We start from the raw sequence: 21,670 nt of genomic DNA on the forward strand, positions 1-21,670 counted from the left end.
CCTGTTTGCTCCAAAAAATTTCTTCTTCTAGTTACCATATCGACTTTTTTTTCTCAAACTTTAAAAAAAAGTGCCGTACTCACTTTTCTTGCCAAAAAAAAACACGCCTGTTAGAGTGCCCGGCATGAAAAAGCACGATACGGTTTATCTCATCGACGGCAGCGCTTATATCTACCGCGCCTATCACGCCATATCACCCCTCTCCAACAGCAATGGTCTTCCCACCCACGCCATCTACGGGTTTACCACTATTCTTCTCCGGGTCATTCGGGAAAAAGAACCCGCGTTCCTCGCCATTGCCTTTGATCACAAAGGGCCGACCTTCCGCCATGCCCTTTATGAAGAGTACAAGGCCAACAGGCCCGCCATGCCTGATGACCTGGTCTGCCAGATTCCCTATATCAGAAAAATCGCCCGGGCCTATAATATCCTTTCCCTGGAGCAACAGGGGATGGAGGCGGATGACCTGATCGCCTCCGCGGCTACAAAACTTGCCGGCCGGGGGAGCCGGGTCGTCATCATCTCCGGCGACAAGGATCTGCTGCAGCTGGTGGACGACGACATTGTTGTCTGGGACCCGATGACGGACAAATTAATGACCAGGGAAGCGGTTCATGACAAGTACCATGTCGAACCGGAAAAGCTCAACGACCTCTTCGGCCTGATCGGCGACAGCTCGGACAACGTCCCCGGCGTTCCCGGCATCGGCCCGAAAACCGCCGACAAGCTGATTAATCAATTCGGCAGTATGGATGGTCTTTATGAAAATATCGAACTCCTTTCGCAGCAAAAACTGAAAGAAAAGCTGCTTGCCTTCCAGCAGCAGGCGTTCTTGTCGAAAAAGCTGATCGCCCTGAAAAAAGACGTGGAGGTTCCCGATCATCCGGAGGCCTATCGCCTGCCCGCGCCTGACCAGGAAAAATTGCACGCCCTGTTTACCGAACTCGAGTTTTCCCGCCTTTTGAAACAGGAGGCTTCCGCACGACCGATGGAAACAAGGGGCTTTTCCCTTGTGGCGGACCGGGAAGAGCTCCAGGCGCTCTGCCGCTCTCTGCACCAGGCATCATTTCTGGTGCTGGATACGGAGACCACCTCCCTTGATCCGCTCTCCGCGCGCCTGGTCGGCATCTCGCTTTGCGCTGAGACGAAAAACGCCTGGTACATTCCGCTTGAACACAGGGATGCCGTCGGCGCCGTTCTCCCCGGCCAGCTTGGCCTGGCCGATGTTGCCGAGTTCCTCGGCCCGCTGTTCGAAGACAGCCGGCTGCCCAAGATCGGCCACAACATCAAGTATGATTATCAGGTGCTGAAAGAGCAAGGACTGATGCTTCGCGGCCCCCTGTGCGACACCATGATCGCCTCGTATCTGCTCAACCCATCCCGGCGCAGTCACAGCCTGGACGATCTTGCCCGCGAACACCTGCAACTCGGCCTGACATCATTTTCCCAGGTCACGGGCAACGACAAAAGACCGGACGCTTTCAGCTACGTCCCCCTTGATGCCGCCCGGGACTATTCCTGCGAGGATGCCGTCTCCACCTGCATGCTGTGGGAGCTCTTTGTCCCGCAGCTGCGTGAACTCAATCTGTGGGAGCTTTTTGAAAAACTGGAAATGCCGCTGGTTCCAATTCTTGCCCGGATGGAAGAAACAGGCATTCAGATCGATCCACAAATCCTCTCCGACATGTCTCATGAATTCGGCGAAAAACTTGCGGAGCTGGAAAAGAAAATTTTTGTCCTGGCAGGCGAAGAATTCAATATCAATTCCCCGAAACAGCTGGGCGCCATCCTCTTTGAAAAACTGCGGCTCCCCATGGGGCGCAAGACAAAAACCGGCTACTCCACCGATGTCTCCGTGCTGGAAAAACTTGCCGCCTATCACGAACTGCCGGCCGCGGTGCTTGAGCACCGCAGTGTCGGCAAACTCAAATCAACCTATGTTGATAAACTTGCCACCCTCATCCACCCCCGTACCGGTCGGGTCCATACCTCCTTTAACCAGACGGTTACCGCCACCGGCCGGCTGAGCAGCAGTAATCCGAATCTGCAGAATATCCCGATTCGTTCACCCGAGGGGCAGCGGATCAGGGAAGCCTTTGTCGCCCCTCGCAACACGGTGCTGCTGGCAGCGGATTACTCGCAGATCGATCTGCGGGTTCTGGCACATTATTCCCAGGACCAGACCCTGGTTGAGGCTTTCCGGGCCGGCAAGGATATTCACACCCAGACGGCAGCGGAAATCTTCCGGGTCCATCCCAGCCTGATAACCCCCCAGATGCGCCGGGTCGCCAAGAGCATCAACTTCGGCATTGTCTACGGCATGTCCGCCTTTGGACTGGCCGGACAGCTCAACATCAGCCGCAAGGAGGCGCAAACCTTTATCAACCGCTATTTTGATCTTTACAGCGGGGTGAAAAAATTCATGGAGGAGATCATTGCGCAGGCCAGGCGAGACGGTTTTGTCACCACCCTGCTCCAGCGCCGCAGGCAGTTGCCGGACATCAACAGCAGCAACAAAACCATCCGGGAATTCGCCGAACGCACCGCATTGAACACCCCCATCCAGGGAACCGCCGCCGATATCATCAAACTGGCTTCCCTCCACGTTCACGATCTGCTTACCCAGGCAAACCTCAACGGCAAATTATTGCTGCAGATCCATGACGAGCTTGTTTTCGAGGTGCCGGAAAACGAACTCAAAGCCACCTGCGCCGTTGTTCGCGAGGCCATGGAAAATGTCATGCAGCTTGCCGTGCCTCTCCTGGTCAATCTTTCCTGGGGTGCCAATCTCGCGGAAACGAAGTAAATTGACAATTGAAAATTGACAATTAATAATGAGTAAATTAATTGAGATGCGTAGCAGTAGTCATCGCAGCCAATAAATATTCGCCAAAGGAGCCTTACCCATGCTTGACCTTCTTCGCCGCAAGGCCCAGTCGCCGTACCTGCAGGCCACTGTCCTCATCATCATCGTTGTTTTTGTTTTCTGGGGCGTCGGCAACAACACGGGCGGGGCGCGCAACGCCGTAGCCACCGTCAACGGCGAACCGATCACCCTGGGCGAGTACGACAAGGCACTGGGGACCACCCTCGACAACTACAGGAATCAGTTCGGCGGCACCCTGCCGAAAGGATTCGTCGAGTCGTTCGGCGTCAAGAAACAGGTGCTTCAAGATCTGATTCAGAAGGTCTTGCTGCAACAGGGCGGAGCGGAAATGGGCATCCATGTCAGTGATGCGGAAATACAAAATGCCGTCAAGGAGATGACCGTTTTTCAGAACAACGGCCTGTTCGATGTTGACCGCTACCACGAAGTGCTCAAGGCCTCGCAGCTTACTCCCACCAAATTTGAGGCCGGCTTGCGCAACGACCTCCTGCTCGGCAAAATAGCCGACCAACTAGCCGGTTTCGCCAGGATCACAAATCATGAATCAGAAACGCGATTTCTCTATGAAAACGCGGAAATCCGACTCGATTATGCGGTATTCACCCCCGCGGACTATGTCGATCAGGTCCAGGTCAGCCCTGAGGCACTCGCCACCTACTTCGAAAAGAACAAAGAGAACTATAAGACCGCCCTCCAGCTGAAACTTTCCTACCTCGCTTTTCGCAACAGCGAGGCGACAAAAGATCTCACTGTCTCGGAGGAGGAGATACAAGAGTATTACCGCAGCCATGAAAGTGAATTCAGCAGGCCGGAAAAAAGACGCGCCAGCCATATCCTTTTACAAACCACCGAGGAAAACAGGGCTGCCCGCAGACAGGAAATTGATGCCATTCTGGCCAGGGTCAAATCCGGCGAAGATTTTGCTTCCCTGGCCCGGCAATTTTCCGAGGACGGCTCCGCATCCAGAGGCGGAGATCTCGATTTTTTCACTCGCGGCCAGATGGTGAAACCATTTGAGGATGCCGTTTTCGCTCTCGCCAAAGGGGCAATCAGTGATGTGGTCACCACCCAGTTCGGGTATCATATTATCCAGCTGACGGACATCCAGCCGGCGGCAGTCACTCCCCTGGAGACGGCAAAAAACGACATTGAGCACAAGCTGAAACAGCAGAAAGCGGCAAACATTGTCTTTGAAAAGGCCAATGAGGCGTATGAAAAAATAATTTTTGCCGGCAGCCTGGCAAAATACGCGGAAAATTTCAGCGTCACCCCGGCCGAAACGGATTTTTTCTCCCAGGATTCCCCCCCGGCTGCTCTGGCCGACGCCCCGGCCGTCATCGATACGGCCTTCACGCTGAAAAAGGGAGAGCTCAGTTCACTGCTTGAAACCCCGGACGGCTTTATCATCTTTCTTGTTGCCGACACAAAGGAACCGGTGGTTCCGGAATTAAACGCGGTCAAGGAGAGGGTGGAAAAGGATTTCATCGCCCAGGAAGCAAAAAACATCAGCCGGAAGGCGGCCGAAGAGTCGTTGATTGCGGTCAAGGAAAAAGACGCGGTCTTTGCTGAGAAGATCAAGGAGAAAGGCGGCGCAGTCAAAGAATCGGCCTATTTTTCCCGCAGCAGTATGACCGCGGACGGTCTGCCGGCCGCGGTCATCGAAGCCGGATTCCGTCTCAATGAAAAAACACCCTATCCGGAAACCATCCTGGAAGCGGAAAACGCTTTTTATGTCTGCCGCTTCAAGGACAAAAAAGATGTGGGCAAAGACAGCGAGCAGGCGCGCCAGGCATTTGATGCCCAATTAACCGCGGAGAAGGAAAGAGCAATCATGGAGGCATGGACCATGTTGCTGATGAAAAACGGAAAAATAACGACAAATGAGCAATATCTCAATTAAACCGTTGTGCGGCAACGGCTCCAGCGCAATAACGGGGCCGTTGCCGAATGACCTGGAAAAAGGACGGTCCCCCGGCAATCCCTACTCACTGTCCTCATTTTTTCCCCACAGGGGATCCCGGCCGAATCGATCAAACCACCAGTCCTCGGCATCAAGGGTCTCCTTCTGCATCACCAGAGGAAAACGATAATTCTTGCAATACAGCAAGAGCGCCTGGTAGGCTTCGGTCACCTGACGCATCTTGTTCTGGCTTTCCTTGCCCCCACCCGCCATATCGGGATGATGAATTTTTGACAGGCGGCGATAGGCTTTTTTTATTTCAGCCAGGCTCGCCGCCTCTCCCAGGCCCAGCACCTCTCGGGCCGCGATTATTTTTTCCCAGTCTTTTTTGGTCATGAGACGTCACTTCTTTTTCCAGCTTTTTTCTTCATGGCGGACAAGCCGGGCAATATTGTCACGATGCTTCAGCCAGACAAGCAGGCTGACAAAAATCGCCAGGAAGAAGCAGCCGCCGGTTCCTTTTTGCAAAAAAACAACAACGGGCATGACGCCCGCGGCCACAAGCGATCCGACCGAAACATAGCCGGAAAGACCGACAGCCGCGACAAAAGCAGCGATACAGATGAGCAGCGCAACGGGCGAGAGATACAAAAAGATTCCGAGAGCGGTGGCGACCCCTTTTCCCCCCTTGAATTTCAGATACAGGGGAAAAAGATGCCCGAGAAACGACGCGCCGCCGCACAGCATGACAACATTGCCGTCGGCCCCCAGACCATCGGCGACGAGCATCGGCACAAATCCCTTCGCCGCGTCAAGCAACAGGGTCAACGCGCCCACCTTTTTGCCCACCAGGCGGCTGACGTTGGTTGCGCCGATATTGCCGCTGCCGTCCCTGCGGACGTCCACCCCGGCAAGCTTTCCCAGCAGAAGACCAAAAGGAATCGAACCAACCAGATATGAAAGTATGATAAGAAAATAATCCACTTTGTTTCTCTCTTGTGTATTGCCGTTGCACCGGCAACGAGCCATTGGCGTCGCTCTTGCCGGAAAAAGAGACAAAGTACGCGAGATTTTCCTATAAATCAATGCTTCATTCACGGTATAGTGCGGTATGAAACGGCAAACGGCATTTTCCCCTCACCTGTTCCCGTGCGGGCGACACCCTCTTTCTTTCAGCGGAAAACGATCATGAATCCGAACTTCATGCAGGAGGCAATCAGGCTCTCCAAAGAAAAATCCCTGCAGGGAGATGGGGGCCCATTCGGGGCCGTCATCGTCAAGGATGGAAAAATTATCGCCCGGGGCTGGAATCAGGTGCTGAAAAAAAATGACCCCACCTGTCATGCGGAAATGGTGGCCATCCGCAAGGCATGCCGGCGATTAGGCAATTACAGCCTGGCGGGATGCGTTATCTATGTCAACTGCGAACCCTGCCCCATGTGCCTTTCCGCCCTGTACTGGGCAGGAGTTGAAAAAATCTATTTCGCCGCCACTCGCCGGGATGCGGCAGGCCTCGGATTCGTCGATGAATTTCTTTACCAGGAACTCCTGCTTCCTCCCGAGAATAGAAAGATGCCCATGCACCAGGTGATGCGCGAACAGGCAATAGCCGTTTTCAGCCAGTGGGATAATTTCGCAAACAAAATCATCTATTAACGCCGAATCTCCCGTTGTACCGCTGTTCCCAATTCTTCAACACTGTAGGGTTTTTTCAGCAAGCCCCCGGCACCCATGGCTATCGTCCCCTGTACGTCTTCATTTTCGGCAAAGCCGCTGGCAATCAACGCCCGCTGGCCGGGATGGATGGTTACGATTTTTTCATAGGTCCGGCGACCGTTCATGCCGGGTTCCATCAGCATATCGAGAATAACCAGATCGACCCTGTCTTTTTTCAGAAAATCAAGGGCCTTTTCACCGGAAGAAACCGTTGTCACGGTATACCCGAGCATGGTCAGGATTCTCTGGCATATTTCCCGCTGCTGTTCTTCATCATCAACCACCAGCACCTTGCCTTTGCCTTGCAGCGTTTCCATGGGCACCTCATGGACCTGTTCGTCGATCTTCCCTTCCGCCCGCGGGAAATACAAATCAAACACCGTCCCGCTGTCGCTGCTCCGCACCTTGATAAAACCATCGTGATCATGAACGGTGTTCCAGACAACCGCGAGTCCAAGTCCTGTACCGCTGCGCCCCATGGCCTTTTTGGTGAAAAACGGTTCAAAAATATGTTCCAGATCCTTCTCCGCAATGCCGGGACCATTATCACTGACACGAAGCACGACATGGTCTGCCTTTATTTTCGTGCCCGTTTTCGTCTGTGCCTGCTGCCGTCCTGCTGTGCCGCTGAACGTGATCGTCCCTTCGCCGCCAATGGCCTCAGCCGCGTTGAGCCCCAGATTCATGAAACATTTACTGATATGCACAGGCGAGCACAAAATCGGCAATCGCTCCCGGTCCGCAAGATGCAACCAGCGGATACCGGGATACAACTGCTGAATCTTCCGACATTCAGGTGAAGAAAGAAAATGGGCAATCAGCTCGTTGAGGTCGCAAACCTTTTTGGGCGTCGCCACCCCCCGCGCCACGGTCAGCAGATCGGCCACCACGGCCGCGGCCTTTTCCCCCGATTGCCTGATGGTCTGCAGGGGTTCGCGCAGGTTACTGTCGGGGGGAATTTGATGCAAAAGCAATTCCGGATAGGTCACGATGCCCGAAAGGATATTATTGAGATCATGGGCAACGCCTCCTGCCATGAGTCCGATGGCCTCCATCTTCTGTGCCTGGCGAAGCTGTCCGGCAATGACCTCCTTTGTTTCAATTTCCTTTTTGAGCTGAGTCGTTCGCTCTTCCACCATTTTTTCCTGCCGCAGATAGGCATCCTGCAATTCGCGGTGGGCGTTTTCCCTGCTTTTTTCAAACATCAGGGAAAACATGAAAACCGCCAGGTACGAAGGGATATAGCGAGTGGCAAAATCAAAAGAATAGAGATTCACGGCTTCGCTGCCGATATCATAAACCAGGAATGCAGTTGCGGGAATCAGCAGCATGATCGCGGCCAGGGCGCCGTAACCGCTGCCCAGCAGATACACGGCAAAAAGGGGAAAGGTGTAATGCCACATAAAGCCCGTGGCCTTGACGCCGCCGGTAAAAAAAAGAAACAGATACAGGCCGTACATGAGTGCGACACCGGCAAAACAGCAGAAAAGATACCTTCCTGTTTTGCGCAGGATGAAAAGAACAATGCCCAGCAAAAAAAGCGTCAGGAAATCAAAGAGGGCAAGCAGGTATGCCTTCTGATAAAGGGCGAGGGCTCCGAGAAAACCAAGAAAAACCATGCCGAGGAGGGCTATGCCGTGCATCAGGATGACCTTGCGGACAACCTCCTTTTCCGCATTGTCATACACGGCAGTAACAAAATTTTTCTTCAGAAACGCATAAAATACGGTGGAGAAATCAGCCATTCGTCATCTCTGCACGAAAAAAAGGAAGCAAACGACAATCCGTCCGTTGCCAAGAAGTAACCTGCCGCCTGCATAACAATTTTCTATCCTTCCGCGCCTCTCCTGTCAATTTATTCTTCGTGCCGCCCGGGATTGATGGTGCCTTCCGCCATGAACAAAAAAAATTCTCGTGGTTGACCTAAGTCAAGGGAGGTCCCGCCTGCTTCTGGTACTGTAACACTAAAAGGACGGTGCCACTCCTGCAAAAACAAAAAATTCTCCGGACATGATGATCAGGGAATTTAATCCGCAGGAGACGGTATCCGGGAAATAGAATTTTCTGATAATATAAAAGAGAATACGCGCGACCCTGAAAGTTTTCCCTGCCAACGTAAAGGAGCGAGCCCATGAAATGCCCGGGACAAGACAGCCGTTATTGGGAAGGCGAGGCCATTTTTGAGGTAAAATGCCCCAAATGCGCTCACGCCATTGAGTTTTTCAAGGATGATTCAAGCAGAAAATGTTCGGGTTGCGGCCACCGCATGTTGAACCCCAAAATAGATTTCGGCTGCGCGGCTTACTGCCCATACGCCGAACAATGCCTGGGGACGCTTCCCGATGAGATCAAATCCTCCGCCGGCCAGTCCTTAAAAGAGCGGGTGGCGGTCGCCATGAAACGTTATTTCGGCACCGATTTCAAACGAATCGGCCATGCCGGCAAAGTGGCCTATTATGCCGAAGAAATAAATCGCTCCGAACAAGGCGACCCGGCGGTTGTCCTCATCGCCGCCTACCTGCATGATATCGGCATCAAAGAGGCGGAACGGAAATTCAACAGCAGCTCCCCCCGCTATCAGCATCAGGAAGGCCCCCCTGTTGCCAGGGAAATCCTGACAAGCCTGCAGGCGGAGCCTGGACTGATTGACGAGGTATGCGACATCATCGGCCACCATCACTTGCCGCGGGCCGAGGAAACAACCAACTTCAAAGTATTGTATGATGCTGATCTCATTGTGAATCTTGATGAGAAACAAAGGGAGAAGACTTCCCCGGCCGCTCATCTGCAAAAGATTATAGAAAAATCATTCCTCACCACGGCCGGTAGAAAAATCGCCGCCGATGTTCTTCTTAAAAAATAACCACGGGGTAACACCATGAAGATAAAAAGAAAAATCATAGAAATCGATGAAGAACTTTGCAATGGCTGCGGCCAGTGCGTGACCGGATGCGCGGAAGGAGCCCTGGAGATTATTGGCGGCAAGGCGCGCCTGGTTGCGGAAAAATATTGTGACGGTCTGGGTGCCTGTATCGGCGAGTGTCCGACCGGAGCCTTGCAGATCATTGAACGGACAGCCGATGATTTTGACGAAAAGGCGGTGGAGGAATTTCTCAAGGAAAAAGAACGGCCCGAGAAGAAAAAATCGAGCCCCACATGTTCCTGTCCGTCCGCAACCCTGCAGAGCTTCACCCCACAAAACACATGTCAGGCGGCCAATATGCCGCGCGATCTGGCAAGCGATACGGCAGCATCCGCCCTCAGCCACTGGCCGGTACAGATCAGGCTTATTCCGGCCACCGCCCCCTTTCTCGACAAAAGCGATCTGCTGATTGTGGCCGACTGTGCGCCGATCGCTTATCCTGATTTTCATCGGGATTTCATCCAAGGACGGGTGGTTATGATGGGTTGTCCGAAATTTGATGACCGGCAGAGCTATGTGGAAAAATTTGCGGAAATATTCCGGACCCGATCAATCAAAAGCATCACGTCGGTCATCATGGAGGTGCCTTGCTGCGCCGGCATGCGCAGCATCATCAGCGAAGCGCTGCACAAAGCGGGGAAAGAAATCCCCCAGCGGGAGTATGTCATCAGTGCCAGGGGGCAGATTCTTCCCTGACCTCACGCTCTCCACGCTCCGGTTGGTTCAGGCGCAAACGCCGAGACGCTGCAACGCCTGCCGGGCCAGCGCCCCCACCGTGGTGGAAAAAAGGCGCCGATCCTCATACAGGGCAAGGACATGGGGACTGTCAAGAAAGTGGCGGATCTGATAGGCGGCCTCCTGCACATGCAGGAGGCCGAAATTACGGCAGGCCAGACCGGCCGCCACCTGATCGGCTGATTCCAGGTACATGACCATATGGCCGTCGGCATCGTTTTTGAGAAGAAGTTCGGGGCGCACCATGGCAAGACGTCCGATTCCCCACAGCAGCCCATGCTGCAGGGCCGGCAGTTCCAGGTAATTCTCCTCCCGCATATAGGAAACCAGCAAATGGGCATACTCGCCGGCCAGACGGCCGTTGACCGCCATGATCTCCCCCATTGCCTCAGGCATGCCCCAGCCGATGCCGCCTGATTCTTCGTTAAGACTCCAGAGTATACGGCGCATGACAACCCGGGCCGCTTCCATATCGACCCGGGCAATGTCGTTCATGATTTCACCGATAACGGTGACCGCATTCCACTTGATCCGCTCATCGGTCTGGTAAAGGGAGGACAGCAAGGACGCCACAAGATTCCGGGGGGCAACGGCGCGGAGCTCCCTCAGGATATATTCGAGATCCTTTTCCTTGAGCAGACGCTGTAGCCTTTTTTTTATCTCCCGTTCCTTCACGAAGCTCTCCGGCACGTAGCAGTTATTCGGCTTTCACCGCCTGGGCTACCTTGATCCCGAGATCGAAACATTGTTGAAAATCTTCATGGGTGGGCACGTTTTTCACCTTGATGCCCGGATCAATGATATCAATCCCCATTTCTTCCAGATAGCCATTGATATGCTTCACCGCCTCGCCGGACCAGCCGAAGGAACCGAATGCGGCACCGACCTTGCGCTTCGGCCGCAATCCTTTCAGGTAGGTGAGCAGGTCGGCCATGGTGGGCAACATGCCGTTGTTCAATGTCGGCGAGCCGAACAAAACACCCTTGGCATCAAGAATCTCGGTGACCACATCGCTTCGGTGGTTCACCTTGAGATCCATCAGCTTAACGCTGACCCCTTCCTCCATGAGCCCCTGGCAGATTGCCTTGGCCATTTTTTCCGTACTGTGCCACATGGTATCGTAGACCATCACCACTTTCTTTTCCGCGTGGTAATTGGACCATTTTTCATAGGCTTCCAGAATTTGGCCGGGATTCTTGCGCCAGATCAGCCCATGGTCAGGGGCAATCATATCAATATCGAGGTTCATCTCCTTAACCGACTGCAGCAGCTTCTGCACATTGGGAGAAAAAATCATGAGGATATTGGCGTAATACTTGGCGGCATGGGCCATCAGTTCTTCTTGACCGACCTCGTCATCAAAGCGTTCCGACGTGGACCAGTGCTGACCGAATGCGTCGCTTGAAATGAGCAGCTTGTCTTCCGGGATATAAGAAAACATGCTGTCCGGCCAGTGCAGCATTCGCGTTTCGAGGAAGTGCACGGTTTTCTTCCCCAAACTGAGAGTGTCCCCCGACTTGACAACTTCCAGCGGCCAGTCCTTGGGATGAAAATGGCTTTGAATCGCCTTTTCTCCCATGGGAGAACAAAATATTTTTTTAGGTTTCACCAGCTCGACAATCTCGGGCAAGCAACCGGAGTGATCCATTTCCACATGGTTGACAATGATATAGTCGATCTTGGTCGGATCGGTCAGCTTATTGATGCGGTGCAGCAGTTCATTCTTAAAAGGCTTTTTCACCGTGTCAAAAAGGGCGATTTTCTCATCCATGGCCAAAAAGGAATTATACGTCGTCCCCTTATAGGTGGAATAGCCGTGAAAATCACGGATGTTCCAGTCCACCGCGCCGACCCAGAAAATTTTATCTTTTACCTCCAGTGCTCCCATTGCGTCCTCCTCGAATTATGATTTGATCTTATCAAATAATACAGAACAGTTACCATTCCAAACGAACAATCGCAATTTCAAAAAAATGACGGCGCAAAAAAAAAGCCGCAATGACTTTGCGGTCATGCGGCTTCTTCGCTTTTTTTTGGCGGTTCGACTATTTTTTGGGCGGGGGAGGGGTAAAAACCCTTTGGCCGAGCTCCTGATCAATGGCAAACAATCCGCTCTTGTTGTCGCCGATCAGCCGGAACTTCTCAAGGACGCCGCCGACTGACGACTCTTCCTCCACCTGCTCGGAAACAAACCACTGCAGAAAAATATTCGAGGCGTGATCCCGCTCATCAAGTGCCTTGTTGACAAGTTCGTTGATAAGGCCGGTCACCTTCTGCTCATGCCGCAGCACCTCTTCAAAAACATGCAGGGGGGATTCCCACTGAAAAGGCGGCTTCGCGACGGCTTCCATGATGGCCCGCCCGCCTCGTTCATTAATGTAATCATAGAGCTTGATCGCGTGAAACAGCTCTTCCTGGGCCTGGGCGCGCATCCATTTTGCGCAGCCGGACAGACTGATTGACTCAAAATAGGAGCTCATGGAAAGATAGAAATACGCGGAATACAGCTCCCAGTTCACCTGTTCATTTAACGCCTTTTCCATTTTATCACTTAACATGAATCAGGCTCTCCACAGACCATGAACATTGCAGTATTCCCGAGCCGCCACATCCTTGGCGCTCGTCTTGAAGCTCGCCTCCGGAGCTGCACCGGGCTTGAGGAAGGTGCGCTGGACCGTATTCCCGTCAATAACCAGGTCAATCCATTCGATATAATGCTTTTCTTCCATGGGATGGGCCACGGAACCGACTTTCACTTTATAGCCGCCGTCTATTTTCTCAATGACCGGAACGTGCTTTTCCTTGGAGGCATCCACCGTATTTTCAACCAGATGTTTCATCGGCTGGCCGCAGCAAACCAGTTCACCCGCTCCGGCATGAAGTACTTCAACAATATTTCCACACACTTCGCACTTGTAGACTTGCAACTGTTTTGTCATGTCATTACTCCTTCTCAATTAATATTTTGGGGGGGATAATGGATACAAGAGTGCTTCAACGTTCTCTGCTAACGCGCATAAAGGAGGCCGCAGATGCAAGCAGCGATGTACTTCACACCTTATTGGGCCACAAAAAGTCGTCATATTGCAAGGAAATTTGACGGATTCATGAAAAAATTCCCGTCGCCTCCCCGCACCTCACCGCAGCAAGGCCACAATTTACGCGATTTTGCCTTTCTTCTGCCGGCAGGCGGGACAAAAACCCGTAAACTCCAGTCGATGGCGAATTATCTGAAAATCCGTCATCTTCTGCGCCTCGCCTTCGATGTCGTAGCCGGGGGCGATATCGATATCCCCGACTTTGCCGCAAACAACGCAGCGGACATGTGAATGAATGCTGATGTCGCCATCAAATCTTTTCTGGGTTCCACCCACATCCAGTTTTTGAATGATACCGGTGTCGGACAATATCTCGAGATTTCTGTAAACAGTTCCCAGGCTGATTTTCGGCATTCTTTTCCGTAAAATCTGGTACATGTCGTCAGCTGTCGGGTGCGTCTTAACTTTTCGTAATTCTTCGAGAATTACTTGCCGCTGTTTGGTCATGCGCAGTTTGTTTTGGGCTTCCATTGCATCCTCCTTGCAAACTATAAAAATGATTACTAATTACATTAATCTTTTTTGGATAATTATACAAGAGACTTATATAAATGTTTTTGCTTACGAATTAAAGTATTGATATGGAAATTTCGATATTTTCACGCTTTTTTGCGGCACGGTGCGCAAAAATCAGCGAAACGCCGAAGCCAAAAAAAAAGGAGTTAGCCCGTGTGAGCTAACTCCTTGAATTTCCCTGGCGTCCCCAAGGGGATTCGAACCCCTGTTGCCGGCGTGAAAGGCCGGTGTCCTGGACCTGGCTAGACGATGGGGACTGCATGGTGGGTCGTGCGCGACTCGAACGCGCGACTCTCTGCTTAAAAGGCAGATACTCTACCGACTGAGTTAACGACCCGCTTAAGAAGCGGCATTTTTACCCCAGTCGATTTATTTTGTCAATCCCCCTTTTATACACTTTTTCATTTTTTTGTCGAGAAAGAAGTGATTGCATGCCTTTTTTTTCGGAGGAAAAGTCCTTGTGATCGCAGAGCAGGTCTGCTATCCTTGCTTTTTACAAATAAATATTTCTCCCTTTCCCGTTAATCTCTTACAAGGTTTTTTTCATGGGGCTTTTATCCTCTTCAGCAACCTTTGTCCGCTATGCCGTTGAAGGCGAGATGGTGCCGAATTTTCTTGATTTTGCCGCTGAACGAATCAAGGACAATGCCTTTCGCGATATCGACGACAATTATGAAGAGCGGTCGGTCGGCTGGGTCTCGGTGCTCAGCATGTTTGACTCTTCCTTCGAGTATGCCTCCTTTGCCGTCGGCGATTACATTGTGCTCACCATGCGCATCGACGAACGCAAGGTTGCTCCCAATGTTTTGAAAAAATTTACCTTGAAAGAAGAAGAACGGCTTAAAAAAGAACGGCAGGTTCCAAAATTAAGCCGGTCGCAGAAAATAGAAATCAAGGAAAATGTCAAATTGATGCTGCTGAAAAAAGCGGTTCCGGTTCCGGCGACCTATGATCTCTGCTGGAATCTTTCCCAGGGCAACCTGCTTTTTTTTTCCACCAGCCTCAAAGCGCAGACCGAGCTGGAAGATTTCTTTAAAAAAACTTTCGATCTCTCCCTGCGGCTGCAAATCCCCTATCTTACCGCCGAACATCTTCTCGAACCGGACGTCCATGACGCCCTGTCACGTCTTTCTCCGGACATTCTCATTTAAAGGCGCAACATGGATTTAGTTGATTTAATCATCGAAAAACGATTTCTCGGCCAGGAGTTTCTCACCTGGCTCTGGTATAAAAGCGACGAGCGCGGGGGCACGGTCGCCCTGCCCGGTACGGGCGACATCCAGCTTGTCTTTGAAAAACACATGCTGCTCGAATACGGCGAGGGTGAAGCATTTGAAAAAATTATCTGCCAGGGGCTCCAAGCCGAACTGAAGGAAGCGCGCACCGGTCTGCGCATGGGGAAAAAACTGGAACAGGCACGCATCCATATGGTTCAGGGTGAATATGAATGGCACATGACCATCAAGGCCAGCCTGCTTGAGTTCCGCAGTGTCAAGCCACCCCGGACAATGGCCGAAGCGGAAGAAGGCGAAACGGCCGAAGCCGTGGAAGGCCGGCTGCTTGACCGCATCGGCATGCTGGAAAAGGCAAGCCGCACGGTTGATGACCTGTTTCGCCTGTTTCTCGATGTGCGGATCAGTCCGGCCCGCTGGCAGGAGGAACGCGACCGCATCAGTAAATGGATTCACAAAATGGAATGAAGCCGACCCTGGTCGCCTGCGTCATTTTTTTATGCGGGAGCGCACTTTCCCGCATCTTTTTCATTCAATCATTTCGGTATCACATATTGTTATGGATTTTGAAACCGTCATCGGGCTTGAAGTTCATGCCCAACTGAAAACAAAAACGAAAATATTCTGCGGCTGCACCACCGAATTCGGCAGACAGCCCAATTCCAATACCTGCCCTGTTTGCCTGGGCATGCCCGGCGTGCTGCCGGTGCTCAACAGGCAGGTGGTGGAATTCGCCATTAAAATGGCCCTGGCCACCAACTGCCGAATCACTAAATGCAATCAGTTTGCCCGCAAAAATTATTTTTATCCCGACCTGCCCAAGGGATATCAGATATCCCAGTTTGACCTGCCCCTTGCCGAACATGGGTATGTTGAAATCGAGGTGAACGGCGTGACGCGCCGCATCGGCCTGACCCGTATTCACATGGAAGAGGATGCGGGGAAACTGGTGCATGACGAGGTCAAACCCCAGAGCTACGTCGACCTGAATCGCACCGGCGTTCCCTTGATCGAAATTGTCAGCGAGCCCGATATCCGCTCTCCCGAGGAGGCCGCCGCCTATCTGAAAAAGCTGCATGCAGTCCTCCGCTACCTCGATATCTGCGACGGCAACATGCAGGAGGGCAGCTTCCGCTGCGATGCCAACATTTCCCTCCGCCCCGTGGGCCGGAAAGAATTCGGCACCCGTACGGAGTTGAAAAACATGAACTCCTTCCGCAATGTGCAGCGGGCCCTGGAATATGAAGTCCGCCGCCAGCGTGACATCCTGCTGGACGGCGGCCGGATTCAACAGCAGACCCTGCTCTGGGATGCCGATAAAAACGTGACAAACTCCATGCGGGGCAAGGAGGAAGCGCACGATTACCGCTATTTCCCCGATCCGGATCTTATTCCGGTGGTCATTGATGATGACTGGATTCAGCGGGTCAGCCGGACCATGCCGGAATTGCCCGACCAAAAGAAAAATCGCTTCATGACCCAGCTTGGGTTCAATGAAGAGGACGCCGCCATACTCACCTCTTCCCGGGAGCTGGCCGATTACTTTGAAAGCGCCCTTGGCCTTTATCCTGAAGCAAAAAAGCTCGGCAACTGGATCAAGACCGAGATGCTGCGCGAGTTAAAGGGCGAGGACGGCCTTGACATCGGCGGCTTCCCCGTTTCCCCGCAAAACCTCGCCGCCCTGCTCTCCATGGTGGACAAAGGCACCATCAGCGGCAAGATTGCCAAAACCGTTTTTGACGACATGATGCAAAGCGGCAAGGATGCCGCAACCATCGTCAAGGAAAAAAATCTGGTGCAGATGAGCGATGAAGGGGATCTTCTGAAAATGGTGCGGCAGATCATTGCCGACAACCCGGAGCAGACCGCGGATTTCAAGGGCGGCAAAACCAAACTCATGGGCTATTTTGTCGGTCAGCTCATGCAAAAAACAAAAGGCAAGGCCAATCCGCAACTGGCCAACCAGCTCTTCAATCAGGAGCTCGGCAAATAACAACAGGGCAGTCGATCCACGTGGCGGAGAAAACGACAAAGGAAAAGGGCACGGGACACCGGCAAAGGCTGCGCGATAAATTCACTTCCCGCGGCATTGACGCCTTAAATGACGACGAAGTCCTTGAACTGCTTCTTACCTTGGGCACTCCCCGCCGCGACTGCAAGGAAAGCGCCCGGAAGCTGCTGGCAAAATTCGGCAGCCTGGCCGAGGTACTGGAAGCAACCCCGTTTGATCTGCAGACCGTCAGCGGCATCGGGGCGAGCAACGGTTTCGCCATCCACTTCATCCAGAGCGTGGCCCGCCGTTACCTGAAACAGCGCCTGGAGGGCAAGAACTACCTCCGCTCTTCCCGGGAAGTGGCCGATTATCTGATTCACTCCATGCGGGATTTGAAAAAAGAGGTGTTTCAGGCCATTTTTCTTGACGCATCATTCGGCATTATTGCCTGTGAAATTCTCTTTGAAGGCACACTGTCGGTCAACTCCATTTATCCCAGGGAATTCATCAAAATGACCCTTGGTCATCATGCCGCTGCGGTAATCATTGCCCACAACCACCCCTCCGGCAGCAGGCAGCCCTCCGCGGCCGACAAAAAACTCACCCGCAACCTTTTCCTCGCCTGCTCGCTGCTGGATATCCAACTGCTTGATCATCTCATTATCGGTGCCGGCGAAGCGCCGTTCAGTTTTGCCGATCATGGCCTTATGGATGAAATCAAACAGGCATGCAGCAACCTGCTGTAACCCCGATGGATGAAAACACCGGCATATACCTGCACATCCCCTACTGCAGAAGCAAGTGCCGCTACTGTTCATTCAACTCCCATGCCGGGCGGGAACATGAAATTTCCGCTTATCTCGATGCGCTTCGCCGCCACATCAGCAGCATGGCAGACCATCCCTGGTGCAAACAGAGGATCTTTTCCTCCCTGTATATCGGCGGCGGCACACCGACAATCTGCGAAAGCAACGCGCTTGCCGAGCTTGTTGCCGGTTGCCTGGCCGCCTTTCCCTTTTCCTCAAAACCGGAGATCACGGTAGAATCAAACCCCAACAGCCTGTCGCGCGACACGCTCATCGCGCTCCGGCAATGCGGGGTGACCCGGTTAAGCATTGGAGTGCAGTCCTTTGATCCGGTTGATCTGACGATATTAGGACGCGTCCATTCAACGGATGACGCCAGCGCGGCCTTTTTTCTGTCCCGCCGGGCAGGATTCGACAACGTCAGCCTGGATCTGATGTTCGGACTGCCGGGGCAGACGGCAAAAAGTTGGCGGCATACCCTGGAGTCGGCGCTCGCCCTGGCGCCCGAGCACTTTTCCCTTTATGAACTCATGGTGGAGCAAGGCACGCCTCTTGCCGGGATGATCCAACGCAAAGAACTGAGCTTGCCGGCGGAAGACGAAGTGGTGGAAATGGCGCTTGTGACGGACACGCTTCTTGCCGCAGCGGGATTTGAACGTTACGAAATTTCAAATTACGCGAGGCCCGCCTTTGCCTGCCGCCACAACATCAACTACTGGGAGAACCGATCGTGGCTCGGCCTGGGGGCGGGTGCGGTGGGCTCGCTTTCCGGCATGAAAATTACCAACGTGGCGGATCCCGCCCTCTACATCCAGCGGGTTACCAGTGGAGTCGCACCCTATAGCGCCATGGAATGCCTCTGCCGGGAAGCCCTCTTCCGGGAAACGGTCATCATGGGTCTACGGATGATCAAAGGAATTTCAATCACCGATCTGGAGCAAAGATTCGGCTTCAGCCCGAAAACCTATTACGGCAAGGAAATGGATCGACTGCTTGAAAAAAATCTGCTCGTCATCACAGATGATCATCTCCATCTTTCCCAGCAGGCCCTGCCGGTGGCAAACCAGGTGCTGTCGCGGCTGGTGTGAACGTTTTAGGCGGCAAGCTGCATTGCGTCTTCCAGCATGACCTCAAGCTCGGCCAGGACGATTTCCTTGATGCGCAACGCCGATGCCTCGGCCGTGCTGACCAGGACGATGGAAGGATCCCGGCTCATGCCGATACCGAGCTTCATGCATGCCATATTGGTAAGCCGGACAATCACCAAGGGAATATTTTCCTGGTCAAAATCCTCCAGGTGATGATCACGGGCCAGATCGCAATAGATTGCCGGCAGATTCCAATTTGTAAGCAGTTTGTATCCCTGCTCGGCATGAAAGGAATTCAGCAGTTCATAACTGAGCTCATAGGAGATATCAAAAGCTATATCATCGGATTCTTTCATGGTGTCGATAACCCGCAGCAGAAACAGCTTGCCGATGTCATGAATCAAGCCGCCGATAAAGGCTTCATTGTCCTTTTCATGATAGCTCAACCTGCGCGCCAGCCACTGGGCACCGATGGCGCATCCCACCGAATGCTTCCACAGCTCATTTAAAATCCTGTTCAGCTTCTTATCCTTTGCCCGGTATTGCACGCGCTCGGAAGCAAGAAGCGCGAGCTCTCCGACCTGACGGGCTCCCAGCCGCACAATGGCATCCTTTACCGTGGTAATGGCCGAAAGCCCGCCGAAAAAAGGCGAATTGGCCGATTTCAGCACCTCAGTCACCAATACCTGATCCTGATGAATCAGCCGGCTCATTTCGCGGATATCATAATCCTCATGCCGGGCCATTTTCAGGATACGCATGGCAACTTCATTAAAAACCGGAAGCTGAAAATTCTCTTTGGCAACAAACTCGTTTATCTGGTCTATCAGTGACCGGGCATTATTCATTTTTCCACACCTAGCATCCTTTTTATTTCAGCAAGAGGCCTGGGCCTGTCCAGCCTGGGCAACTGGCGAATCACCTCATCGAAACTGGTCATTCCCCGGCCGGCTTTACAGATACCATCCTCAAGCAACGTTACCAGGCCCGTTGTCTGGGTGCTGACCTTTCTGATTTCATGAGACGTCTTGCGGGCAATAACGGCATCCTTGACCAATTCCCCGGGAATCAGCAATTCATGCACCGCCACCCTGCCCATATAGCCGGTAAAGCGGCATTTCCGGCAACCAATCCCTTTTTTGAAAACCAGGCCGCTTTCCTTTTTCTGGATATATCCCAGCCGGCGCAGCTCATCCGGCCCCAGCACATGGTCTTCGGCACAGGCATCACAGACTTTTCGCACCAGACGCTGGGCCAGGATGCCGGCCACGGTGGAGGCAATCAAGAAGGCCTCGATCTGCATGTCAAGCAGGCGCAGAAGTGCGCCGGTGCTGTCTTCGGTGTGAAACGTGGTTAAGACCTTATGCCCGGTCAACGCCGCCTCAATGGCCATTTCCGCGGAAAAACGGTCCCGGATCTCCCCGATGACAATGACATCAGGATCCTGCCGAACCATGTGCTTCAATGTTTCCTCGAAAGTAAGATTAATCTTGGGATTGATCGAGCACTGGGAAATCCCTTCGATCACAAACTCCACCGGATCCTCGGCGGTGATGATGCTGCAATTGGGATTATTAAGATGATTGACCGCGCTGTACAGGGTGCTCGTTTTCCCGGAGCCGGTGGGACCGGTGACGATAATGACGCCGCTTGGCGCATCAAGCGCCTCTTCCATGAATCGCTGCAGCACCCGCGGCTCCATGCCCAGTTCATCAATCCCCAGCAGTTCGTTCTGCCGGCCGAGCAGACGCATGACAATCTTCTCGCCATGGATGGTGGCATAAATGGAGACCCGAAGATCAATGCGGACATCCTTGTCGTCAAAAAAAATACGGCCGTCCTGGTGCCGGCGCCTTTCGGCGATGTCGGCGCCGGCCATGATTTTGATGCGGCTGGACAAAGCAGGGGCCATTTCCAGGGGAAAATCCTTGTAATGCGTCAACACGCCGTCCCGGCGGAAACGAATCTGCAGCTTCGCGGCCATGGGCTCGACATGGATGTCGCTGACGTTCTGCTTATGGGCCTCAATCAACATGGCATTAACCGCCAGCACCACCGCATTATCAGTTACTTCAAGCTTCGGCGCTTCTTTTTCCCCTTTCTGCGCCTTGCTTTCAATGGCGTTCAGCAATTCCAGAATGGATCTCTCCCTGGCAATGCCGATCCGGATCCCATCGCCGAAGATTTTTTTGGCGGCGTTGACATGATCCTTGTTTAACGGATCACCAAAGGCAATGAGAATGGCGTCGTCCTGATGGTGCAACGGCACAAATCTATTTTCCTGATAAGACTCCATCCTGCCCCGCTGAAAGATTTTCTGATCTATTTCGGCGACAGCCGGCTCAACAAAAGGAAACCCCAACTGGTAGGAAAGAACCCGGAGCAGATCATTTTCATCGACCAGGTTCAAATCGACCAGGGCCTGGCCGAATTTCCCCGTTTTGGCGTCCTGCTGACTGGCGAGCACCATGGCCAGCTCCGCCTCGCTGATGTACCCCAGCTCAACCAGCAGGGATCCCAAGGGAAGCGACACCGGCCCTGACCGCAAAACGTCCTGCACCTGTTCCTTGGTGACATACTGCAGCTCTTCCAGGACGCTGAGCAAACTCCGCTGGGTGCTGAGTTTGGCATGAACACGCTCGGCATAATGAAATTGCTCTTCCGTCAGGATGCCGGCCTTGATAAGCAATTTGGCGATTTCGTTCTTTTTCTCAACGGCAAACGTTTTCCGCCTGCTCCCACCATCCGCCTGCTGCTCTTTTTCCAGCTCAACCCG

20 protein-coding genes and 2 tRNA genes are annotated in these 21,670 nt (G+C 53.0%); 10 read left to right on the forward strand and 12 right to left on the reverse strand.

Going from position 1 to position 21,670, the window contains the following annotated elements; all coding sequences use genetic code 11:
• Positions 1-124: 124 nt before the first annotated feature.
• A complete protein-coding gene (locus BM485_08165) occupies positions 125-2,806 on the forward strand; it encodes a DNA polymerase I (GenBank protein ID OKY75682.1) in 2,682 nt (893 codons plus the stop codon).
• A 100-nt stretch (positions 2,807-2,906) separates the two neighbouring features.
• Positions 2,907-4,787 (forward strand): hypothetical protein, encoded by a 1,881-nt coding sequence (locus BM485_08170; protein OKY75683.1) that lies wholly within the window; start codon positions 2,907-2,909, stop codon positions 4,785-4,787.
• 81 nt (positions 4,788-4,868) lie between these two features.
• On the opposite strand, the gene BM485_08175 is transcribed toward BM485_08170, so the two are convergent.
• Both BM485_08175 and BM485_08180 read right to left on the reverse strand, forming a co-directional pair.
• A complete protein-coding gene (locus BM485_08175; protein ID OKY75684.1) occupies positions 4,869-5,183 on the reverse strand; it encodes a hypothetical protein in 315 nt (104 codons plus the stop codon).
• A gap of 6 nt (positions 5,184-5,189) precedes the next feature.
• A complete protein-coding gene (locus tag BM485_08180; GenBank protein ID OKY75685.1) occupies positions 5,190-5,816 on the reverse strand; it encodes an acyl-phosphate glycerol 3-phosphate acyltransferase in 627 nt (208 codons plus the stop codon).
• Between the two features lie 159 nt (positions 5,817-5,975).
• On the opposite strand from BM485_08180, the gene BM485_08185 reads away from it, so the two are divergent.
• Complete coding sequence (locus tag BM485_08185; protein ID OKY75686.1) at positions 5,976-6,443, forward strand: tRNA-specific adenosine deaminase; 468 nt, start codon at positions 5,976-5,978, stop codon at positions 6,441-6,443.
• Here the strand turns inward: BM485_08185 and BM485_08190 are convergent.
• Positions 6,440-8,146 (reverse strand): hypothetical protein, encoded by a 1,707-nt coding sequence (locus BM485_08190; GenBank protein OKY75687.1) that lies wholly within the window; start codon positions 8,144-8,146, stop codon positions 6,440-6,442. The two genes, BM485_08185 and BM485_08190, sit on opposite strands and share 4 nt — an antisense overlap.
• 488 nt (positions 8,147-8,634) lie before the next feature.
• Here BM485_08190 and BM485_08195 point away from each other — a divergent pair, with 488 nt between their 5' ends.
• On the forward strand, positions 8,635-9,366 hold the full coding sequence (locus tag BM485_08195) for a phosphohydrolase (GenBank protein ID OKY75688.1): 732 nt from the start codon (positions 8,635-8,637) through the stop codon (positions 9,364-9,366).
• A gap of 15 nt (positions 9,367-9,381) precedes the next feature.
• Positions 9,382-10,122 carry a 4Fe-4S ferredoxin gene (locus BM485_08200; GenBank protein OKY75689.1) on the forward strand — a complete coding sequence of 247 codons (741 nt, stop codon included), beginning with the start codon at positions 9,382-9,384 and terminating at the stop codon, positions 10,120-10,122.
• Positions 10,123-10,149: 27 nt separating this feature from the next.
• Here BM485_08200 and BM485_08205 read toward each other — a convergent pair whose 3' ends face one another.
• The 7 genes from BM485_08205 to BM485_08235 all read right to left on the reverse strand — a co-directional run bounded on the left by BM485_08205 (position 10,150) and on the right by BM485_08235 (position 14,112).
• Entirely contained in the window at positions 10,150-10,836 is a 687-nt protein-coding gene (locus BM485_08205; protein ID OKY75690.1) for a hypothetical protein, read from the reverse strand.
• Positions 10,837-10,858: 22 nt separating this feature from the next.
• Positions 10,859-12,049 carry an MBL fold metallo-hydrolase gene (locus BM485_08210; protein OKY75691.1) on the reverse strand — a complete coding sequence of 397 codons (1,191 nt, stop codon included), beginning with the start codon at positions 12,047-12,049 and terminating at the stop codon, positions 10,859-10,861.
• Positions 12,050-12,206: 157 nt separating this feature from the next.
• The gene (locus BM485_08215) at positions 12,207-12,719 is read right to left on the reverse strand and encodes a ferritin (protein ID OKY75692.1); all 513 of its coding nucleotides are present in this window, start codon (positions 12,717-12,719) and stop codon (positions 12,207-12,209) included.
• 3 nt (positions 12,720-12,722) lie between these two features.
• A complete protein-coding gene (locus BM485_08220; protein ID OKY75693.1) occupies positions 12,723-13,100 on the reverse strand; it encodes a desulfoferrodoxin in 378 nt (125 codons plus the stop codon).
• Between the two features lie 219 nt (positions 13,101-13,319).
• Positions 13,320-13,730, reverse strand: a complete 411-nt coding sequence (locus BM485_08225; GenBank protein ID OKY75694.1) for a transcriptional repressor — start codon at positions 13,728-13,730, stop codon at positions 13,320-13,322.
• 224 nt (positions 13,731-13,954) lie between these two features.
• Positions 13,955-14,032, reverse strand: a tRNA-Glu gene (locus BM485_08230).
• A 4-nt stretch (positions 14,033-14,036) separates the two neighbouring features.
• A tRNA-Lys gene (locus BM485_08235) sits at positions 14,037-14,112 on the reverse strand.
• Between the two features lie 208 nt (positions 14,113-14,320).
• Between BM485_08235 and BM485_08240 the strand changes: the two genes are divergently transcribed.
• The 5 genes from BM485_08240 (at position 14,321) to BM485_08260 (ending at position 18,894) form a co-directional block, all read left to right on the forward strand.
• On the forward strand, positions 14,321-14,926 hold the full coding sequence (locus tag BM485_08240; GenBank protein ID OKY75695.1) for a DNA recombination-dependent growth factor C: 606 nt from the start codon (positions 14,321-14,323) through the stop codon (positions 14,924-14,926).
• A gap of 9 nt (positions 14,927-14,935) precedes the next feature.
• Complete coding sequence (locus BM485_08245) at positions 14,936-15,475, forward strand: hypothetical protein (GenBank protein ID OKY75696.1); 540 nt, start codon at positions 14,936-14,938, stop codon at positions 15,473-15,475.
• Positions 15,476-15,566: 91 nt separating this feature from the next.
• On the forward strand, positions 15,567-17,000 hold the full coding sequence (locus BM485_08250) for an aspartyl/glutamyl-tRNA amidotransferase subunit B (protein OKY75789.1): 1,434 nt from the start codon (positions 15,567-15,569) through the stop codon (positions 16,998-17,000).
• A gap of 20 nt (positions 17,001-17,020) precedes the next feature.
• Positions 17,021-17,746, forward strand: a complete 726-nt coding sequence (locus BM485_08255) for a hypothetical protein (protein ID OKY75697.1) — start codon at positions 17,021-17,023, stop codon at positions 17,744-17,746.
• A gap of 5 nt (positions 17,747-17,751) precedes the next feature.
• Positions 17,752-18,894, forward strand: a complete 1,143-nt coding sequence (locus BM485_08260; protein OKY75698.1) for a hypothetical protein — start codon at positions 17,752-17,754, stop codon at positions 18,892-18,894.
• 5 nt (positions 18,895-18,899) lie between these two features.
• Here the strand turns inward: BM485_08260 and BM485_08265 are convergent, their stop codons facing one another.
• Positions 18,900-19,742, reverse strand: coding sequence for a hypothetical protein (locus BM485_08265; GenBank protein OKY75699.1), 843 nt, complete (start codon positions 19,740-19,742; stop codon positions 18,900-18,902).
• Complete coding sequence (locus tag BM485_08270) at positions 19,739-21,592, reverse strand: secretion system protein E (protein ID OKY75790.1); 1,854 nt, start codon at positions 21,590-21,592, stop codon at positions 19,739-19,741. The genes BM485_08265 and BM485_08270 overlap by 4 nt, the downstream gene beginning before the upstream one ends.
• Positions 21,593-21,670 lie beyond the last annotated feature (78 nt).

It is taken from the genome of Desulfobulbaceae bacterium DB1 (genome assembly GCA_001914235.1).
Classification (GTDB): Bacteria; Desulfobacterota; Desulfobulbia; order Desulfobulbales; family SURF-16; genus DB1.